This window comes from Streptomyces cyslabdanicus (assembly GCF_052663305.1).
Genome location: NZ_JBQRUW010000003.1, coordinates 203,385 through 222,492, shown reverse-complemented (window position 1 = coordinate 222,492; position 19,108 = coordinate 203,385). Strand labels below are relative to the sequence as shown.

Below are 19,108 nucleotides of genomic sequence, written 5' to 3'. Positions count from 1 at the left end.
CGCGACGAGGCGCACTTCCCTGCACGCTCCCCGAGTGCAACGCTTCGTGATCGAATGCTTCACGCCAAGTTGCCATGTCGACAATGTGCCGGGTGACGAACTGGTCAACGCGGCGCGGCGGGACGCAGTAGATTCGATCTTGACTGTCTTACGGCGGGGGACTCGTGCAGGACCGAGGGGAAACGTGTTGGAGCGACAGACCCGAGAGGAACAGGGCGCCGCGACCACCGAGGGGGGCTTAGCAGTATGAGCCACGACTCCGCTGCCGCGCCGGAAACCGCGGCCCGGAAGCTTTCCGGGCGACGCCGCAAGGAGATCGTCGCGGTGCTGCTGTTCAGCGGCGGCCCCATCTTCGAGAGTTCCATACCGTTGTCGGTGTTCGGGGTTGACCGCCAGGACGCCGGCGTACCGCGCTACCGACTGCTGGTGTGCGGCGGCGAGGAAGGCCCGCTGCGGACCACCGGGGGCCTGGAACTCACCACACCGCACGGCCTGGAGGCGATCTCCCGCGCGGGCACGGTCGTCGTACCGGCCTGGCGCTCGATCACCTCGCCGCCGCCGGAGGAGGCGCTCGACGCGCTGCGCCGGGCACACGAGGAGGGCGCCCGCATCGTGGGCCTGTGCACCGGGGCGTTCGTACTCGCCGCGGCCGGCCTGCTGGACGGCCGGCCGGCGACCACGCACTGGATGTACGCGCCGACGCTGGCCAAGCGCTATCCGTCCGTCCACGTGGACCCCAGAGAGCTGTTCGTCGACGACGGCGACGTGCTGACGTCGGCGGGCACGGCGGCCGGGATCGACCTGTGCCTGCACATCGTGCGCTCGGACCACGGCAACGAGGCCGCGGGCGCGCTGGCCCGGCGGCTGGTGGTCCCGCCTCGCAGGAGCGGAGGCCAGGAACGCTACCTGGACCGCTCTTTACCCGAGGAGATCGGCGCCGACCCGCTCGCCGAGGTCGTCGCCTGGGCGCTGGAGCACCTCCACGAGCAGTTCGACGTAGAAACGCTGGCGGCGCGCGCGTACATGAGCCGGCGTACGTTCGACCGCCGCTTCCGCTCCCTGACCGGGAGCGCGCCGCTCCAGTGGCTGATCACCCAGCGGGTGCTCCAGGCCCAGCGGCTGCTGGAGACGTCCGACTACTCGGTCGACGAGGTGGCGGGCCGCTGCGGCTTCCGCTCCCCCGTGGCGCTGCGCGGCCACTTCCGGCGGCAGCTGGGCTCGTCCCCGGCGGCGTACCGGGCGGCCTACCGGGCGCGGCGGCCGCAGAGCGAGCGGCAGGGCGAGGGCGACCTCGGCTCGGGGACGGCCGGCGTGCCGGGCGTCCCGGGACCGCACTCCGCGGCGGCCGTCCAGGCCGGTGCCGCGTCGCCGCTGCCCTCCTTCCCGCCGGAGAGCCAGGTGCCCCACCAGGCCCGCCGCACGGCGGCCCTGTCGGTGAGCGTTCCGGGCCAGCGCGGCGGCTCCTGATCCACGACGGGTGGGCGGACGGGCCTCCTGGCACCGTCCGCCCACCCGTCCCGGCGTGAGGGCCGCGTCGGCCCTTGTCCGACAAGGCGCCGCATGGTCGGTTCAGCTCGCGGCGGGGCGCCGTAAGGTGAGACACATGAACGATCGCATGGTGTGGATCGACTGCGAGATGACCGGCCTCTCGCTGTCCGACGACGCGCTCATCGAGGTGGCCGCCCTCGTCACCGACTCCGAGCTGAACGTACTCGGCGAGGGAGTCGACATCGTCATCCGGCCGCCGGACTCGGCGCTGGAGACGATGCCGGAGGTGGTGCGTGAGATGCACACCGCGTCCGGTCTGCTCGCCGAGCTGGCCGGCGGCACGACGCTCAAGGACGCCGAGGAGCAGGTCCTGGCCTACGTGCGGGAGCACGTCAAGGAGCCCGGCAAGGCCCCGCTGTGCGGGAACTCGGTCGGCACCGACCGCGGCTTCCTGCTGCGCGACATGCCGACGCTGGAGGGCTACCTCCACTACCGGATCGTGGACGTGTCCTCGATCAAGGAGCTGGCCCGGCGCTGGTACCCGCGGGCGTACTTCAACAGCCCGGAGAAGAACGGCAACCACCGCGCCCTGGCCGATATCCGTGAGTCCATCGCGGAGTTGCGCTACTACCGCGAGGCCGTCTTCGTCCCCCAGCCCGGTCCCGACTCCGACACGGCCAGGACGATCGCGGCGAAGCACGTCCTGCCTGCTCAGCAGGTGTAGCGGGGTCCCACGAAGGGGCGCCGCGAAACCTGTGCGCGAGCACCCCTTCGGACCCTGTAGACTTCTTCTCGGCCGGTCGGGGAAGCCACAGAATCCCTGTGACCGGTCATGGTGGGTGTAGCTCAGCTGGTAGAGCACCTGGTTGTGGTCCAGGATGCCGCGGGTTCGAGTCCCGTCACTCACCCTTCACCGAGAGGCCGGTGACCTGATACCCAGGTCACCGGCCTCTCGCGTACCCGCCCGACCCGTTCAGAGCCGGTCCGGTGGGTTGCGCAGGGTGCGGCGTGGCCGAAGCCCGACCTGGCTGACTTTCATCTGCGGCTGGTCGCGGTCGCCGCCAGTGGACTGGCCGATCCGGTGGACCTGGTGGACCTCCAGCGCCGGGAGCTGATGCGCCGGCTGCGCGACGCCCGGCGGGCGGCACTGGACGAGCCCTGCGTCCCGACCGCCTCGCTGCTGCTGGAAGGCGTGGTGCTGCGGCTGGAGGCATGCGAGCGGGCATGGCTCGGAAAGAGGGAGGGTGCGTGACCGGCGTATCGAGCGGCACCGCGCTGCGGGCACACCGGGTGTCCAAGGAACACGGCGAGGACCAGGGCCTGGTGCGGGCGGTCGACGAGGTCGACCTGGAGGTGCGCGCGGGCCAGAGCGTCGCGGTCATGGGACCGAGCGGCTGCGGCAAGTCCACGTTGCTCCACCTCCTCGGCGGCATGGACCGCCCGACCGACGGGGAGGTCTGGCCGGCCGGCCACCGCCTGGACATGCTCGGCGAACGGGCCCTGGCCCGGCTGCGCCGCCGGTCGCGGCCCTGACCACGGCCCCGGCCCGCCTGAGCGCCCGCCACCCCGTCCACCAGGCCCTGTACAGCGAGGTGAGCTGATGTCGGGCCGGCACCGGCTCCCCTGACCGGCAGCCGCTACCCTCGGCAGCCATGAACCGACGGCAGCGCAGGAAACTCCCCCGGCACCTCGCCGCGGCGGCCATGCCGGGTGACCCCGCCGGCGCACAGGCGCTGCCCCGGGCCGACGCCGCCCCGGAACGGACGGTCACCGACGCCCCTGTCGAGACCGCCGCGCTTCTCGTCACGGCCGGAGTCCCCGAGGGCGCGGGACCGGGGTCCGCCAGGCTGGGTTCCGCCGGGACGGGATTCACCAGCCCGGGGTCCGCCGGGACGGGATTCACCAGCCCGGGGTCCGCCGGGGCGAGATCCACCAGCCCGGGACCCGCCAGGACAGGATCCACCGGGCCGGAGCCCGCCAGAACAGGTCCCGCCAGCACGACGTCCGCTAGGACGACGTCCGCACCACCAGTTCCGTAGGCAGCACGAGTTGCTTGCGCTCCAGTTCCCGGGACACCGCCGGGCGGCGGTCGGCGATCTCGTGCAGCAGGAGGTCGATCATCGCGCGGCCCATCTCCTCGATGGGCTGGCGGACGCTGGTCAGGGGGGGATCCATGTGGCGGGCGATGGCGGAGTCGTCGTAGCCGACGAGGGCCACGTCGTCGGGGATGCGGAGGCCCGCCTCGCGCAGCACCTGGCGGGCACCGGCCGCCGTGACGTCGGAGGCGGCGAAGACGGCGTCCAGGTCGGGGCGGTGCTCCAGCAGACGCGCCATCGCCCGGCGGCCGCCGCCCTCGGTGAAGTCCCCCTGAGCCACGAGGAGTTCGTCCACCTCCTGGCCCGCGTCCCGCAGGGCCTCACGGTAGCCGTCGACGCGGCGCTGGGCGCCGTACACGTCCAGGTGGCCGGTGATGTGGGCGATGGTGCGGCAGCCATGGGCCAGCAGGTGCTCCACCGCGGAGCGGGCGCCGCCGTAGTTGTCGGAGTCCACCGAGGGCAGGGTCTCGCCCGCCGAGCGCGGGCCGCTGATCACCGCCGGGATCTCCAGCTGGGCCAGCATGTCCGGCAGCGGGTCGTCGGCGTGCACCGAGACCAGCAGGACGCCGTCCACCCGGTGCGCGGCCAGGTACTGGGCCAGCCGCTGCCGCTTCTGGTCACTGCCGGCGAAGATCAGCAGCAACTGCATCTCCGTGTCCGACAGTCCGGCGCCGACACCCCGCAGCATGTCCGAGAAGTACGGCTCGGCGAAGAAGCGGGTCTCCGGCTCGGGCACGACCAGGGCGATCGCGTCGGTGCGGTTGGCGGCGAGGGCACGGGCGGCCGTGTTGGGGACGTAGCCGAGTTCGGCGACCGCGGCCTCGACGGCGGCCCGGGTGGCGTCGCTGACCCGGGGCGAGCCGTTGATCACCCGCGAGACGGTGCCGCGGCCGACGCCGGCCCGCGCGGCGACCTCTTCGAGGGTCGGCCGACCGCCGCTCCGGCCCCGCGCTCCGTGGCCTGTCATTGGCTCCGCCCTTCCGCCGTCGAAACCGCCTTGGCCTGGAATGTAACAGTCTCCCGAATGCGGACAGCGGGCCCGGGGGCCGCCGCGGCGGCCTGCGGGGACGGAGCGGCTCCGCAGGCCCGGGGCGAGAACCTCCCCCCGCCCGCGTTAGTTAACAGGCAGATAACCGAACGCATTTGTCCTCGCTCACACCCTTGACACCCCCGCTCGAACCCGCGACTCTTCAACACATCACTGGTGGGAGCGCTCCCACAGTACCTGACACATACACAACCCGCACGTTCCCCGCCCGAGCCGCAGCGAGTAAAAACGGGCCCAACATGCAGTTGGCCGGGGGGTCGGCACGTCAGGGCAACAGGAGGACGCAATGCGAGCACGTTTGCTCCCCCATTCTCGACTTCGTTCGAGCGGGGGGACCCCCATCGCCCGCAAGGCGGTGGTCCTGGCGGCAGCCGTGTCGCTGGGCGCCGGGCTTCTGGCCGGCTGCTCCAGCGACAGCGGAGACAAGTCCGGCTCGTCGGACGGTGGCAGCGGCGACGGTAAGGGCAAGACCACGATCACCATGGGGCTCTTCGGCACCATGGGCTTCAAGGAGGCCGGGCTCTACTCCGAGTACGAGAAGCTTCATCCTGAGATCAAGATCCAGGAAACCGTGGTCGAGCGCAACGAGAACTACTATCCGGCGCTCGTCAACCACCTCACCACCAACAGCGGCCTGATGGACGTCCAGGCCATCGAGGTCGGCAACATCGCCGAGGTCGTCACCTCCCAGGCGGACAAGTTCGTGGACTTCTCCAAGGTCTCGGGCGTGGACAAGAGCAACTGGCTGGACTGGAAGTGGGCACAGGCCACGACCCAGGACGGCCAGACCATCGGCCTCGGCACCGACATCGGCCCGACGGCGATCTGCTACCGCAAGGACCTCTTCGAGAAGGCCGGCCTGCCCACCGACCGCGACGAGGTCGGCAAGCTGTGGGCGGGCGACTGGAACAAGTTCGTCGCGGCGGGCGAGCAGTACAAGAAGAAGGCGCCCAGCGGCACCTACTTCATGGACTCCCCGGGCGGTCTGATCAACGCGATCCTCGCCTCTGAGGAGAACAAGTTCTACGACTCCTCCGGCAAGGTCATCTACAAGACGAACCCCGCCGTCAAGGCCGCCTTCGACCTGACCGCCAGGGCCGCCCAGGAGGGTCTGCTCCAGTCGCAGCAGCAGTTCCAGACGGCCTGGAACCAGACGATCGCCAACAGCAAGTTCGCCACGGTCGCCTGCCCGCCGTGGATGCTCGGCACCATCAAGGGCAACGCGAAGCCGGACGCGGCCGGCAAGTGGGACGTGGCCATAGCGCCCAAGGGCGGCAACTGGGGCGGCTCCTTCCTGGGCGTGCCCAAGAGCGGCAAGCACGTGAAGGAGGCGGAGGCGTTCATCACCTGGCTGACGGCTCCCGAGCAGCAGGCGAAGCTGTTCGCCGTCCAGGGCAGCTTCCCGAGCGCGCCGGCCGCCTACGACATGTCGGCGGTCACCGACGCGAAGAACGAGATGACTGGTGACGCGCCCACCGGCAAGATCTTCGCCGAGGCGGCCAAGGCCATCCCGACCCAGGTCATCGGCCCGAAGGACCAGATCGTCCAGCAGGGTCTGACGGACAACGGCGTCTTCCTCGTCACGAAGGGCAAGTCGCCCGCCGACGCCTGGAAGACGGCCACCAAGACCATCGACAACAACCTGGAGAAGTGACCGGTATGGCCACCGGGCACGACACCGCCGCGTCCCCCTCGCAGGAGGGGGGCGCGGCCCCGGGCCGCCCGGCCAGGACCGAGACCGCCGACGCGGAGCACCGGCGCCGGGCCCGGCAGTCCCGCCGCTGGCAGCGGGACATGCGATGGAGCCCGTACGCGTTCGTCTCGCCGTTCTTCCTGCTGTTCGTCGCGTTCGGACTGTTCCCACTGATCTACACCGGGTGGGCCTCTCTGCACACCGTGGAGATGACGGCACCGACCGACATGGAGTGGGCGGGGCTGCGCAACTACACCCGGATCTTCGACGACGAGTTCTTCTGGAACGCGGCGCGGAACACCCTGACCATCGGGCTCATCTCCACGGTCCCCCAGCTTCTGATGGCGATGGGCCTGGCGCACATCCTGAACTACAAGCTGCGCGCCTCGACCTTCTACCGGGTCGCGATGCTCGCGCCGTACGCGACCTCGATCGCCGCCGCCACGCTGGTCTTCGTGCTGCTGTTCGGGCGCGACTACGGCATGATCAACTGGGTGCTGCAGTCGGTCGGCTTCCACAGCATCGACTGGCAGAACGACAAGTGGCCCTCCCAGATAGCCGTCTCCACGATCGTCATCTGGCGCTGGACGGGCTACAACGCGCTGATCTACCTCGCGGCGATGCAGGCCATCCCGAACGACCTGTACGAGTCGGCGGCCCTGGACGGCGCCAGCCGGCTGAGGCAGTTCTTCCACGTCACCCTGCCGCAGCTGCGCCCGACCATCCTGTTCACCACCGTGGTGTCGACCATCGGCGCCAGCCAGCTCTTCGGCGAGCCGCTGATGTTCGACGCCAGCAAGGGCGCCTCCGGCGGTGGCGAGCACCAGTTCCAGACGCTGGGTCTGTACCTGTACGAGCAGGGCTGGGTGAACCAGCACCTGGGCCGAGCCTCCGCGATCGCCTGGACGATGTTCCTGATCCTGATCGTGATCGGCCTCGTCAACTACGTCATCTCGCGCCGGCTGCGCGCCAGTAGCTAAGGAGTACCGGCCGTGACGACGACGACCCTGACCGAACCCGAGACGCCGACCGCCGGGCCGCGCCGGACGCGCCGGTCCAAGTCCGCCCGCGCGGGCGGACATCTGCACGCCGGCCCGATCACGTACGTGATCCTGGCCCTGTTCACCTTCGGCTCGCTGTTCCCGTTGGTGTGGACGGCGATCGCCGCCTCCCGGAACAACAACCGACTGGCCCAGACGCCACCGCCCCTCTGGTTCGGCTCGAACCTGATGCACAACCTTCAGGTCGCCTGGTCGGAGGCCAACCTCAGCAAGGCTCTCCTCAACACCACGATCGTGGCGGGGATCTCGGCGGCGACGGTCGTGTTCCTGTCGACGATCGCCGGCTTCGCCTTCGCCAAGCTGCGCTTCCGGGGCCGGGGCGCGCTGATGCTGATCGTGGTCGGCACGATGATGGTGCCGCCGCAGCTCAGCATCATCCCGCTGTACATGATGGTGGCCAAGCTGAACTGGACCGACCAGTTGCAGGCGGTGATCTTTCCGTCGCTGGTCAGCGCGTTCGGTGTGTTCTTCATGCGCCAGTACCTGCTCCAGGCGCTGCCGGACGAGATCATCGAGGCCGCCCGGGTGGACGGCGCGAGCAGCTGGCGCGTGGTGTGGCACGTGGTGTTCCCGGCGGCGCGGCCGGCGATGGCCGTGCTGGGCATGCTGATGTTCGTGCAGACCTGGAACGACTTCCTGTGGCCGTTCCTGGTGCTGACCCAGACCGGCAACCCGACCGTGCAGGTCGCCCTCGCGGGCCTGGGCCGCGGCTACACCCCCGACCAGTCCCTGATCATGGCGGGCGCGCTGCTCGGCACGCTGCCGCTGCTGCTGGTCTTCGCGATCTTCGGCAAGCAGATCGTGGGCGGCATCATGCAGGGCGCGGTCAAGGGCTGACGCCCGCACCCCGTCCTGGTACGCGCGGCGGCCCGGCCGCCGCGCACCCCCCGCCTTTCCGGGGGCCGGGTCACCGTGGTCCCGGCCCCTGGTCCACCCTGTCCATCCTCCCCTTTCGAACCGTAGGTCTTTCACGACCATCTATGGGAGCGCTTCCATGCCTGAGTCCGCACAGCCGGTGACCCCGGTGACCTTTCCGCCCGCCTTCCTCTGGGGTGCCGCGACCTCCGCGTACCAGATCGAGGGGGCGGTGCGGGAGGACGGCCGCACGCCCTCGATCTGGGACACCTTCAGCCATACCCCGGGCAAGACCGCCGGTGGCGAAACCGGTGACATCGCCGTCGACCACTACCACCGCTACCGCGACGACGTGGCCCTGATGGCCGACCTGGGCCTGAACGCCTACCGCTTCTCCGTCTCCTGGCCGCGCGTGCAGCCGACCGGCCGGGGTCCCGCCGTCCAGGTGGGCCTGGACTTCTACCGCCGTCTCGTGGACGAGCTGCTGGCCCACGGGATCAAGCCCGCGGTCACCCTCTACCACTGGGACCTGCCACAGGAACTGGAGGACGCCGGCGGCTGGCCGGAGCGGGAGACCGCGCTGCGCTTCGCGGAGTACGCACAGATCGTCGGTGAGGCGCTCGGCGACCGCGTGGAACAGTGGATCACCCTCAACGAGCCGTGGTGCAGCGCCTTCCTGGGCTACGGCTCCGGGGTGCACGCACCGGGCCGCACCGAGCCCGCGGCCACGCTGCGCGCGGCCCACCACCTGAACCTGGCCCACGGCCTGGGCACGCAGGCGCTGCGCTCGGTGATGCCGTCCCGCAACTCGGTCGCGGTCAGCCTCAACTCCTCGGTGGTCCGCACGGTCTCGCAGGACCCCGCGGACCTGGCGGCGGCCCGGAAGATCGACGACCTGGCCAACGGGATCTTCCACGGCCCGATGCTGCAAGGGGCGTACCCGGCCACGCTGCTGGAGGCCACCTCCTCGCTCACGGACTGGTCCTTCGTCCTGGACGGCGATCTGGCCACCGCGCACCAGCCGCTGGACGCGCTCGGCCTCAACTACTACACGCCGGCCCTGGTGTCGGCGGCGGACCCGACGCTGGAGGGCCCGCGGGCCGACGGTCACGGGGCGAGCGCGCACTCGCCGTGGCCCGGCGCGGACGACGTGGCGTTCCACCAGACGCCGGGCGACCGCACCGAGATGGGCTGGACGATCGACCCGAGCGGCCTGCACGAGCTGATCATGCGCTACTCCCGGGAGGCGCCGGGGCTGGCGCTGTACGTCACCGAGAACGGCGCCGCCTACGACGACAAGGTGGGCCCCGACGGCCGCGTGCACGACCCGGAGCGCATCGCCTACCTGCACTCCCACCTGGCGGCGGTGCGCCGGGCCATCACGGACGGCGCGGACGTCCGCGGGTACTACCTGTGGTCCCTGATGGACAACTTCGAGTGGGCCTACGGGTACGGCAAGCGGTTCGGCGCCGTCCACGTCGACTACAGCACCCTCGCCCGGACCCCGAAGTCCAGCGCCCACTGGTACGGAAAGGCGGCCCGCACCGGAGAGCTGCCGTCGCCGGACGCCGCCTGACGGCCCGTCCGGTCACCGTGCGCCCCGGCCGGTTCTAGTGCCGCGGCAGGCAACGTTTGCCCGCCGCGGCACTGGCGTGAACCGGCCGGGGCGTTCTGCCCTGCCTGCGGCGGCGCACGTGGAGATCGGCGGCTACCGGAGGGATACGCCCGGTTCAGCGGAAGGCGGAGGCCGGCGGGGCCGGTGAGGCGACCGCCGCGGCGTCGGTGACCGGTGCGGCTCCTCCGGTGAAGTCGGTGAGGGCGCGGCCGTGTTCGACGCGGCCGGGGTGCGGGTCGGTGGCGGCCCTTCGGGTCAGCTCGGCGACCGGCAGCGGGAGGTCGGAGGCCACGAGCACGGCGTTGCCGAAGCGCTTGCCGCGCAGCACCGTCGGGTCGGCGACCAGCGCGAGCCGGGTGAACCGGGCGGCCGCGGTGGCGATCTGGGCGCGCAGATGGGCCAGCGGCGGGCCGTCGGCGAGGTTGGCGGCGTAGAGACCGCCCGGCTTGAGGACCCTGCGCACCCCGTCGAGGAACTCCGTCGAGGTGAGGTGGGCGGGCGTGCGGGCGCCGCTGAACACGTCCGCGATGACCAGGTCGGCCCAGCCGTCGGGCACTTTGGCGAGACCCTCGCGGGCGTCCGCCGACCGCACCCGAAGACGAGCCGCTGAATCCAGCGGCAGCTCCCGGCGCACGAGTTGGACGAGGGCCGCGTCGCGCTCGACCACCTGCTGGGTGGAGCGGGGCCGGGTGGCGGCGACGTACCGGGCGAGGGTGAACGCCCCTCCGCCGAGGTGCACGGCGTGGACGGGCCGCCCGGCGGGAGCGGCGAGGTCGATCACGTGCCCGAGCCGCCGCTGGTACTCGAAGGAGAGGTACGCCGGGTCGTCGAGGTCGACGTAGGACTGCGGGGCGCCGTCGATCAGCAGCGTCCAGCCCCGGGCCCGCTCCCGGTCGGGTATGAGCTGCGCGAGTCCGCCGTCGACCTGTTCGGCGACGGCTTCGACGGCTCCTCGCCCGCGGCGGGGGCTCCTGGACCTTCCCATGGGCTCATTGTCGCAAGCGGTGCGGTGTGCCACCCACAGGTGGCGGGAGCCGTGGCCGGGCGTTCCGGCAGGCGGGGCGCCGGCGTCAGCAGCAGCCGTCCGCCGCCTTGATCGTCCGGGCCGCCTCCCCCAGCGCCCGCCGCAGCACCGCGGGGTCCGTCGCGAGGTCGGCCTCGCCGGGCGGGACCAGCCAGTCCGAGCCCTCCACGGGCGGCTCCGGGGCCAGTCGCAGGCCCCCTCCGTCGGTCTCGGTGCAGGTGCTCCCGGGCACGTCCCAGGCCGCGGCCGTGCCCGCCGGCACCACGAAGCCGAGCGTGTCGCCCCCGTCGTCGTGCAGTACGGGGCCCACCGCGTCACCCGGCCCGCGGCGCAGGATGTCGACCGCCTCAAGGCCCTGCCGGGCCGGCACGGTGACCACGTCGCACGGGGACTGCGCACGGGGATCGACACTGCGCGGGGTTTCCATCCCGGCCTCCATCACGAAAATCCCTCCTCGTGAACGAGCGGGTCGGGAGTCTGGCGGCTCCCGGTCCACGGGGTTCAACGCGACAAGTGCGTCAACGGCAACGGGCGAAGTCCGCCAGGAAGAGTGGCACTTCATGGCAGATCACGGATGGGATATCCGGTTTGTAGCCAAACACTGCGTACCCGGGCGGACACAGCGGGTACTTTCTTGCTCGCCGGAAACAGGGTCTCACCCGGACGACCGGGGCGACTCGGGCGATTCCCCTGCGTCCGGCATGGTTCGACGGTTCGCACGAGAGGGCCCGGCCATGACGTCGTCGACAGTGACCTCGTCCCAGTTCCCCCACCCGCCACGGCCGAATCTCGCCTTCCGGCGGCTGCGCGGACAGCGCTCGCCGGCCGAGTTCGCCGCGGCGGTACGACGGGCCGCCACCGAGATCGGTGAGCGGGTCAGCTGTGACGCGCGCTACATCGGCCGGGTGGAGGCAGGTGAGATCCGTTGCCCCAACTACGCCTATGAACGTGTGTTCTCGCACATGTTCCCCGGCCGCACGCTGACCGATCTGGGGTTCGCGCCCCGGTCGGCCGTTCGGGGACGCGCCTCCCGTGCCCCGCACGAGGCGCGCGAGGCGGGCGACCCGTACCCCCCGGATCGCCCGTCCCCGGATCACCACTCGCCGGACCCGCAGGACCCTTACGACCCGTACTGCCCGCACGACCCGTACCACCCGCACGATGACCACGAGAACCACGAGGAGAGCGACGTGCTGCGTCGCGCATTCATGACCCGCGGGGGCGCCACGGTGGCCGCCGCCTCGCTGAGCCCCCTGGGCCCCGCCTTCGACGCCGCGGCCGCGGACCGCCCCACGCGCCGCGCCGGCGCGGGCGACGCCGGGGCCGTCGAAGAGACCGTCCGCCGGATCCGGTTGCTGGACGACCGGCACGGAGCGGACGGCCTCTACCGCCGGGCGGCCGCACCGCTGCGCGCCGCCTACGCGCTGCTCGATGCCGGCGCGACCCGGCAGACGACCGCCGACCGGCTGCACTCGGGCGCCGGTGAACTGGCCATCTCGGTCGGCTGGCTGGCCCACGACTCCGGGCGTTTCGACGACGCGCGCTCGCACTACGCCGAGGCACTGGCCACCGCGCGCATGACCGGGGACCGGCCCCTGGAGACGCACGCCTTCTGCAACACCGCGTTCCTCGCACGGGACGCGGGACGGCCCCGCGAGGCGGTGCGGGCCGCCCAGGCCGCCCAGCGCGTGGGGCGCGGAGTGGGCTCGGCGCGCCTGATGTCGCTGCTCGCGCTGCGCGAGGCGGGCGGCTGGGCCGGCCTCGCCGACCGCACGGGCTGCGAGCGGGCGCTCGCGCGGGCGCGGGCCCTGTACGAGCGGGGCGCCTCGGACGCCGACCCCGAGTGGATGAGCTTCTACGGCGAGGCCGAGCTGGCGGGGCTCGAGGCGCAGTGCTGGTCCACGCTGGGCGACTGGCCGCGGGCGGCCCGGCACGCGCGGCGCGCGGCGCAGCTCCAGGATCCCCACTTCACGCGGAACATCGCGCTCTACTCGGCCGAGCTGGCCGACGACCTCGCGCGCGGGGGGCTGCCGGACGAGGCGGCCGCCGCCGGGATGCGGGTGCTGGACCTGCTGAACCAGGTCCAGTCGTCCCGGATCCAGGCGATGCTGGCGGGGACGGCACGGGTGCTGCTGCCGCACCGCAGGTCGAGCGGGGTGTCCGCGTTCCTGGAACGGCACGCGAGCGCCCCTCGGCCGGTGTGACGCGACCCCGGGCCGGCCGGGCGCACGGGCGCCCCACAGGGGTCGGGTTCACCCGGCCCCACCACGGGGTCCTCCCCCGGCTCCTCCGGGACCTCTGCCGGCCGGGCGGCACAGGTCCGGGGATCACACGAGGTGGCCCACGTCGTTCCAGCTTTCGAGGGCCGGCTCTCCATAGGCCCAGCCCAGTACCGACAGCGACGTGGGGTTGAGGCGGATGCGCGCCGCGAAGTCGAGCGGCAGGCCCAGCCACCGGGCGCCGATCGACCGCAGTATGTGCCCGTGCGCGAAGACCAGCACGTCACGGTCCTCGCCGCGCGCCCAGGCCACCACCTCGTCGGCACGGGAGGTCACCTCGGCGAGCGTCTCCCCGCGCGGGACGCCGTCGCGCCAGATCAGCCAGCCGGGCCGCTCGGCCTGGATCTCCCGCGGCGTCAGGCCCTCGTACGCGCCGTAGTCCCACTCCATCAGCGTGTCCCAGCACATCGCGCGGTCGCCGAACCCGGCGAGCTCGCACGTCTCACGCGCGCGTGCCAGCGGGCTGGTGCGGACCTCGACCCCGGGCAGGCCGTCGAACGGCGCCCGCTGGAGCCGCTCCCCGAGCAGCTTGGCACCGTGTCGGCCCTCGTCCAGGAGGGGAATGTCGGTCCTGCCGGTGTGCCTGCCGGACAACGACCACTCGGTCTGTCCGTGCCGGGCCAACAGGATGCGCGGTGCCATGGAGAACCTTCCGGGAAAAGTCGGATCTTCGGACGGATTCACTCCATCATCGCGCACGCCGTCCGGCGGCAACCCGGGGGGCGGTGCCCGCGTCTATCAGGGCCGGGGGCACCCCGAGGTGATCGGGTCGGGCACCGTAAAGTGGCACAACTGTCCGGGTACCGCCGGGCGGAGCAGCACGGTGAAACGCCATGACGCGATGAACCGCGATGAATGTGATGAACGGGGAGGGGCATCGGATGCCGCAGACCGAGGCACCGGCACGGCGCACCGAGACGGCCCCGCGCACCCGGCTGCGCTGGTGGACCGAGCTGCCGCTGATCCTGCTGGTGTACGGCTGCTACTCGGCGGGCCGGCTGCTGGCCCGGGGCGACGTCTCCGCGGCCGTCGACCACGGCCTGGCGATCCTGCGCGTCGAGAAGCTGCTCCACCTCAACGCGGAGCACCCCCTCAACCGCCTGTTCACCCGGGAGCCGTGGCTGGGCGTCCCCGCCGACTTCTGGTACGCGTCGCTGCACTACCTGGTGACCCCGCTGATCCTGGTGTGGCTGTTCAGGGCGCGCACCACGCACTACCAGCCGGCCCGCACCTGGCTGATGACGTCCACCTTCATCGGCCTGATCGGCTTCACCCTGCTGCCCACCTGCCCGCCCCGCCTGCTCTCCCCGGACCACGGCTTCGTGGACACGATGGCCCAGTACAGCTCGTACGGCTGGTGGGGCGGCGAGGCCAGCGCGCCACGGGGTCTGGGCGGTATGACCAACCAGTACGCGGCCATGCCGAGCCTGCACGTGGGCTGGGCCCTGTGGTGCGGAGTGATGCTGTGGCGGCACGGCGGCACGCGCACGGCGAAGGCGGCGGGCGTCGCCTATCCGCTGCTGACCGCACTGATCGTGATGGGCACCGCGAACCACTACCTCCTGGACGCGGTCGCGGGCGTGGCCGTCATGGGGCTCGGGATGCTGCTCGCGCCGTTCGTGATGCGGGGCGCGGACCGGGCCAAGGCACTGCTGACCCCCGGGGCCACGTCCGTCGCGGGGGACCCGGGCGCCGCGGGTTCCCCGATTGTCAGTGGCGAATGCCAGACTTCGGCGGGTGAGCACATTCCACGGCAGCGCGAAGCAGGGTCCGGCCCCGGAGCCGAACCGGGTGCCGTCCCCGAGGACGCCGGCGACGGCGCCCCGGACTGGGGTCCTGCCCGCCCGAGCGAAGTCGAGAGCCTCGGGAAGGCTCGCTGAACTGCGCGGGCCCGGCGTACCGGCCCGGGCCCTTGACGCCCGTGCCCTGGCCGCGCTGGCCGCGAACCCCGGCTGCGGACGGCGCGCCGTCCTGGACGGCGCGGGCGTGGACAAGGCGGCGCTGGCCGAGGCGCTGGGCACGCCCGCCGTGTTCGGGCAGTCGCAGTTCGCCTTCATGCGGGGCAACGCGTTCGAGGCGCGGGTCAAGGCCGACGGCGGCGCCGAGCTGCTGAGGCTCGCGCACACCAGGCTGGACCCGGGCGCCGAGTCGCCGCGGGAGGGCCGGATGCCCGACCTGAGCGCCGTCGGCCCCGAGGGGCGTACGGCGCGTACGGCGCTGGCGTTGCGCGAGGCGACGCGGGCGGGCGCCTGGACGCTCCTCGACCATCCGATGCTCGCCCTGGAGGTGGCGGGCTCGCCCGCCTATCTGGAGCCGGACGCGGTGGTGGTGCACCCGGACGGCAGCTGGACGGTCGTGGAGATCAAGTCCTTCCCGATGCTGGACGGCTCCGCCGACCCGGCCAAGGTGGGCGCGGCCGCCCGGCAGGCTGCGGTGTACGTGCTGGCGCTGGAGGACGTCGCCGCACGCCTCGACCCGGTCCCGCGCGTACGGCACCGGGTGCTCCTGGTGTGCCCCAAGGACTTCTCCAACCTGCCGACCGCGTCCGCCGTCGACGTCCGCAAGCAGCGCGCGGTGACCTCCCGCCAGCTGACCCGGCTGACCCGTGTCGAGGACATCGCCGCCGCCCTGCCCGAGGGCGTGTCCTTCTCCCCCGAGCAGTCCCCGCGGGAGCTGACGGCCGCGGTGGAGGCGGTCCCGGCGACGTATGCGCCCGAGTGCCTGGCCATGTGCGAGCTGGCGTTCCACTGCCGTGCGCGGTCCCGCGCACAGGGCGCGGTGACGACGCTGGGCCGCTCGGTCCGCGCCGAACTGGGCGGCCTGTCGACGGTCGAGGACGTGCTGGCGGCCGCCCACGGCGCGGCGGGCGACCCGGACGACCCGGCGGTGGCGGCCCTGCGCCGGGCCGCCGTGCTGCGGGCCGAGGCCCTGGAGCCGGCCGGGCGGGAGGCGCTGTGTCGCTGATCGCCACCCTGGGCCGTCTGGAGGCCGTGCGGACCGGGCGGGCCCAGCCCGCCGCGACCGTCCGGCACCGGCGTCTGTCCACGCGGCCGCTGGTGTTCGTGCCGCTCACCACCGCCGGTGAGGCGGGCGCCCCGCTCGGCGCGCTGGTCGGCACGGACCGTGACGCGCCGCGGCTGCTGGCCGTGCCGCAGCCACGCGACCGCGACCTGCGGTTCGCGTTCCTCGCCGAACTGGCCGACGTGATCCTGCCGTACATCGACTCCTGCGCCGACGCCGTCGAGGCCGCCGAGCGCAGCGAGACCGACCCGGAGAGCGGCAAGCGGGTCAAGGTCGAGGTGGAGCTGTGCGCGGACGCGCCCCAGCTGATCGTGCCGAGCCGCGCGGGCGTCGACTTCGTACGGCTGCTCGGGCGCTCCATGCGTTTCCGGCGCACCGCGGAGCAGGACCCGCAGACGCCGCACCCGGCGCCGCCCAGGGTGCCCTTGCTCGGGCGGTGGCTGACCCACTTCGGGGAGCGGGCCCGGGTGCCCGGCTCCTCGCTGCTGCCGGCGATGACCGACCTGCTGGCCCGACACTGGACGACCGGCCAGTCCAGCCTGGAGGACCAGCACCTGGGGGCGCTGCTCGCGTGGATCGACCCGCCCGACGGCGGATCGGGCGCCGAGGCCGCGCTGCGGGCCGAGCTCGCGCGCACCGCCGACGGCCAGTTGGAGTGCCCGCCCGCGGGCCCCGCCACCGACCCGGCCTTCGACAACAAGCTGCTGGCGCCCGCGATCGAGCGCTACGACCGCGCCCGGACCGCCCTCGCCGCCGCCGAGGACGGCCTTCAGGCCGACGCGCGGCTGGGCGCCCTCACCGCGGCCGAGCAGGGGATCCGCGACCTGGTCGCGCGGTGCGCCCTGCCCACCTGGGAGAACGTCTGGCGCGGCCTGGACCTGCTGCGGGCGCTGCCCGAGGGCGCGCACGTCGAGGAGCGCTGGACGCGCGACCGCTGGTCGTTCACCGGCCACCGCGACCGCGTCCGGGCCGGCGAGCCGCCGCAGCCGCGCCGCGACGACGCGGTCACCGCGGCGAACAAGCTGGCCACGCGCGAGCGTGAGCAGGCCCGCCTGGAGGCGCAGGAGGCGCTGGACGACCCGCTGGTCATGGCGGGGCGGCGGCTGGCCGGGGAGGCGTTCGCGGGCGAGGTCACGGACGTCGTCGCGGCCTACAGCGAGGGGAAGCGGCCCAGTCCGCGCCCGCTGGTCACCGTGCGCACCGACGACCGGCCGCACCTGGGCGAGCGGGCCAGGGCGTACCGCTCGCTGGACGGCAAGCCGCAGTCGGCGGAGTTCGTCGCCGTCGAGGAGGACGACGCCCAGGGCGCGCTGGTCGTCCTGCGGATCCTGGACCGGATGGGCCGCGGCAGGGAACCCGCGGCCGGTTCCGTGCCGGAGAAGGGCGACCGCGTGTGCTTCACGCTCTTCGAACACGAGCAGCGCGGCGGCGCGAAGCTGCCCGACCCGGAGCAGACCCCGTGGACGCACGGCGGCCCGCCGGGCGAGGAGAGCACGCCTCAGGCCCCGGACCCGGTGACCGAGGAGGATCTGCTGTGACCGCCCCCGCCCAGGACCCCGCGGTCGGCCCCGCCGGCCTCCGGACGCCCTTCGACCCCGGGGCGGCGGCCGCCCGCGCGACCGACGCGATCCTCCGCGACACCCTGCACGGCGCGCACCGCGGGGTCGTCGTCGACTCCCCGCCCGGCGCCGGGAAGTCGACGCTGGTGGTGCGCGCGGCGCTGGAGCTGGCCGCCGCGGGACGGCCGCTGATGGTGGTCGCGCAGACCAACGCCCAGGTCGACGACCTGGTGCTGCGGCTGGCGGAGAAGAATCCCGACCTGCCCGTGGGCCGGCTGCACAGCAGCGACACCGACCCCTACGACAAGGCGCTCGACGGCCTGCCGAACGTGCGGAAGTCGGCGAAGGCCGCCGACCTCGCCGGACTCGACGTGGTTCTGTCGACCGCCGCGAAGTGGGCGCATGTGAAGGCCGACGAGCCGTGGCGGCACGCGATCGTCGACGAGGCGTACCAGATGCGCTCGGACGCCCTGCTCGCGGTGGCCGGGCTGTTCGAGCGGGCGTTGTTCGTGGGCGATCCGGGCCAGCTGGACCCGTTCGCGATCGTCGGCAGCGAGCAGTGGGCGGGCCTGTCCTACGACCCGTCGGCGTCCGCGGTGACGACCCTGCTGGCCCACAACCCGCAGCTGCCCCAGCACCGGCTGCCGGTTTCCTGGCGGCTTCCGGCCTCGGCGGCGCCGCTGGTCTCCGACGCGTTCTACCCGTACACGCCGTTCCGCAGCGGCACGTCGGCCGGAGACCGTCGGCTGACGTTCACCGTCCCCTCGGACGGCTCGGGTCCCGACCGGGTGCTCGACGAGGCGGCCGAGTCCGGCTGGGGCCTGCTGGAGCTGCCCGCGCGGCACACCCCGCGCACCGATCCGGAGGCGGTGCGGGCGGTGGCGGCGGTCGTACGACGGCTGCTGGAGCGGGGCGGTGCGGCCGTCTCGGAGCGGTCTTCGGACCCGGCGCCGCTGACCGCCGACCGGATCGCGGTCGGCACGGCGCACCGGGACCAGGCGGCCGCCGTGCGCGCGGCGCTGGCGGAACTGGGCGTGACGGATGTCGCCGTGGACACGGCGAACCGGCTTCAGGGCCGTGAGTTCGACGTCACGGTCGTCCTGCACCCGCTCTCCGGCCGCCCCGACGCCACCGCCTTCCACCTGGAGACGGGCCGGCTGTGCGTCCTCGCCTCCCGCCACCGGCACGCCTGCGTCGTGGTGTGCCGCGCGGGGGTGACCGACCTCCTGGACGACCACCCGTCGACGGACCCGGTCCAGCTGGGGGTGACGGTGAAGTTCCCGGACGGCTGGGAAGCCAACCACGCGGTCCTGGCCCACCTGCGGGAACACCGGGTGGCCTGGCGACCGTGACCACCCCTCCGGCACCT

At 72.9% G+C, this 19,108-nt stretch carries 17 protein-coding genes and 1 tRNA gene; 14 read left to right on the top strand and 4 right to left on the bottom strand.

Translation table 11 applies throughout. The features are described 5' to 3' along the window. The first annotated feature begins 246 nt into the window (after positions 1 to 246). From ACTYVM_RS03235 to ACTYVM_RS03215, 5 genes are all read left to right on the top strand, one after another. The gene (locus ACTYVM_RS03235; protein ID WP_445524426.1) at positions 247 to 1,467 is read left to right on the top strand and encodes a GlxA family transcriptional regulator; all 1,221 of its coding nucleotides are present in this window, start codon (positions 247 to 249) and stop codon (positions 1,465 to 1,467) included. A gap of 136 nt (positions 1,468 to 1,603) precedes the next feature. Further along, positions 1,604 to 2,212 (top strand): oligoribonuclease, encoded by a 609-nt coding sequence (gene orn, locus ACTYVM_RS03230; protein WP_445524425.1) that lies wholly within the window; start codon positions 1,604 to 1,606, stop codon positions 2,210 to 2,212. Positions 2,213 to 2,323: 111 nt separating this feature from the next. Next, positions 2,324 to 2,396 (top strand) — tRNA-His (locus ACTYVM_RS03225). Positions 2,397 to 2,569: 173 nt separating this feature from the next. Continuing rightward, the gene (locus ACTYVM_RS03220; RefSeq protein WP_445524424.1) at positions 2,570 to 2,740 is read left to right on the top strand and encodes a hypothetical protein; all 171 of its coding nucleotides are present in this window, start codon (positions 2,570 to 2,572) and stop codon (positions 2,738 to 2,740) included. Beyond that, positions 2,737 to 3,021 (top strand): ATP-binding cassette domain-containing protein, encoded by a 285-nt coding sequence (locus ACTYVM_RS03215; protein ID WP_445524423.1) that lies wholly within the window; start codon positions 2,737 to 2,739, stop codon positions 3,019 to 3,021. The genes ACTYVM_RS03220 and ACTYVM_RS03215 overlap by 4 nt, the downstream gene beginning before the upstream one ends. Positions 3,022 to 3,495: 474 nt before the next feature. On the opposite strand, the gene ACTYVM_RS03210 is transcribed toward ACTYVM_RS03215, so the two are convergent. Then, positions 3,496 to 4,551 (bottom strand): LacI family DNA-binding transcriptional regulator, encoded by a 1,056-nt coding sequence (locus ACTYVM_RS03210; RefSeq protein ID WP_445524422.1) that lies wholly within the window; start codon positions 4,549 to 4,551, stop codon positions 3,496 to 3,498. Positions 4,552 to 4,918: 367 nt separating this feature from the next. On the opposite strand from ACTYVM_RS03210, the gene ACTYVM_RS03205 reads away from it, so the two are divergent. The 4 genes from ACTYVM_RS03205 to ACTYVM_RS03190 all read left to right on the top strand — a co-directional run bounded on the left by ACTYVM_RS03205 (position 4,919) and on the right by ACTYVM_RS03190 (position 9,817). Continuing rightward, on the top strand, positions 4,919 to 6,286 hold the full coding sequence (locus ACTYVM_RS03205) for an ABC transporter substrate-binding protein (RefSeq protein WP_445524421.1): 1,368 nt from the start codon (positions 4,919 to 4,921) through the stop codon (positions 6,284 to 6,286). 5 nt (positions 6,287 to 6,291) lie between these two features. Continuing rightward, entirely contained in the window at positions 6,292 to 7,305 is a 1,014-nt protein-coding gene (locus ACTYVM_RS03200) for a carbohydrate ABC transporter permease (RefSeq protein WP_445524484.1), read from the top strand. Positions 7,306 to 7,317: 12 nt separating this feature from the next. Next, entirely contained in the window at positions 7,318 to 8,223 is a 906-nt protein-coding gene (locus ACTYVM_RS03195; protein WP_445524420.1) for a carbohydrate ABC transporter permease, read from the top strand. Between the two features lie 157 nt (positions 8,224 to 8,380). Continuing rightward, on the top strand, positions 8,381 to 9,817 hold the full coding sequence (locus ACTYVM_RS03190; protein WP_445524419.1) for a GH1 family beta-glucosidase: 1,437 nt from the start codon (positions 8,381 to 8,383) through the stop codon (positions 9,815 to 9,817). A 154-nt stretch (positions 9,818 to 9,971) separates the two neighbouring features. On the opposite strand, the gene ACTYVM_RS03185 is transcribed toward ACTYVM_RS03190, so the two are convergent. After that, positions 9,972 to 10,841: a spermidine synthase gene (locus tag ACTYVM_RS03185; RefSeq protein ID WP_445524418.1), complete on the bottom strand. Its 870-nt coding sequence runs from the start codon at positions 10,839 to 10,841 to the stop codon at positions 9,972 to 9,974. An 85-nt stretch (positions 10,842 to 10,926) separates the two neighbouring features. Beyond that, a complete protein-coding gene (locus ACTYVM_RS03180; RefSeq protein WP_445524417.1) occupies positions 10,927 to 11,307 on the bottom strand; it encodes a hypothetical protein in 381 nt (126 codons plus the stop codon). A gap of 307 nt (positions 11,308 to 11,614) precedes the next feature. Here ACTYVM_RS03180 and ACTYVM_RS03175 point away from each other — a divergent pair, with 307 nt between their 5' ends. Further along, entirely contained in the window at positions 11,615 to 13,084 is a 1,470-nt protein-coding gene (locus tag ACTYVM_RS03175) for an NsdA family TPR-like regulatory protein (protein ID WP_445524416.1), read from the top strand. A gap of 123 nt (positions 13,085 to 13,207) precedes the next feature. On the opposite strand, the gene ACTYVM_RS03170 is transcribed toward ACTYVM_RS03175, so the two are convergent. Beyond that, positions 13,208 to 13,801 carry a histidine phosphatase family protein gene (locus tag ACTYVM_RS03170; RefSeq protein WP_445524415.1) on the bottom strand — a complete coding sequence of 198 codons (594 nt, stop codon included), beginning with the start codon at positions 13,799 to 13,801 and terminating at the stop codon, positions 13,208 to 13,210. Positions 13,802 to 14,040: 239 nt separating this feature from the next. On the opposite strand from ACTYVM_RS03170, the gene ACTYVM_RS03165 reads away from it, so the two are divergent. The 4 genes from ACTYVM_RS03165 to ACTYVM_RS03150 are packed head-to-tail and all read left to right on the top strand — an operon-like array spanning position 14,041 to position 19,091. Beyond that, positions 14,041 to 15,039, top strand: a complete 999-nt coding sequence (locus ACTYVM_RS03165) for a phosphatase PAP2 family protein (protein ID WP_445524414.1) — start codon at positions 14,041 to 14,043, stop codon at positions 15,037 to 15,039. Further along, complete coding sequence (locus ACTYVM_RS03160; protein ID WP_445524483.1) at positions 14,951 to 16,123, top strand: hypothetical protein; 1,173 nt, start codon at positions 14,951 to 14,953, stop codon at positions 16,121 to 16,123. Before ACTYVM_RS03165 ends, ACTYVM_RS03160 begins: the two co-directional genes overlap by 89 nt. Next, positions 16,114 to 17,718, top strand: a complete 1,605-nt coding sequence (locus ACTYVM_RS03155) for a hypothetical protein (RefSeq protein WP_445524413.1) — start codon at positions 16,114 to 16,116, stop codon at positions 17,716 to 17,718. Before ACTYVM_RS03160 ends, ACTYVM_RS03155 begins: the two co-directional genes overlap by 10 nt. Continuing rightward, positions 17,715 to 19,091: an AAA domain-containing protein gene (locus tag ACTYVM_RS03150; RefSeq protein WP_445524412.1), complete on the top strand. Its 1,377-nt coding sequence runs from the start codon at positions 17,715 to 17,717 to the stop codon at positions 19,089 to 19,091. Before ACTYVM_RS03155 ends, ACTYVM_RS03150 begins: the two co-directional genes overlap by 4 nt. Positions 19,092 to 19,108: the final 17 nt, after the last annotated feature.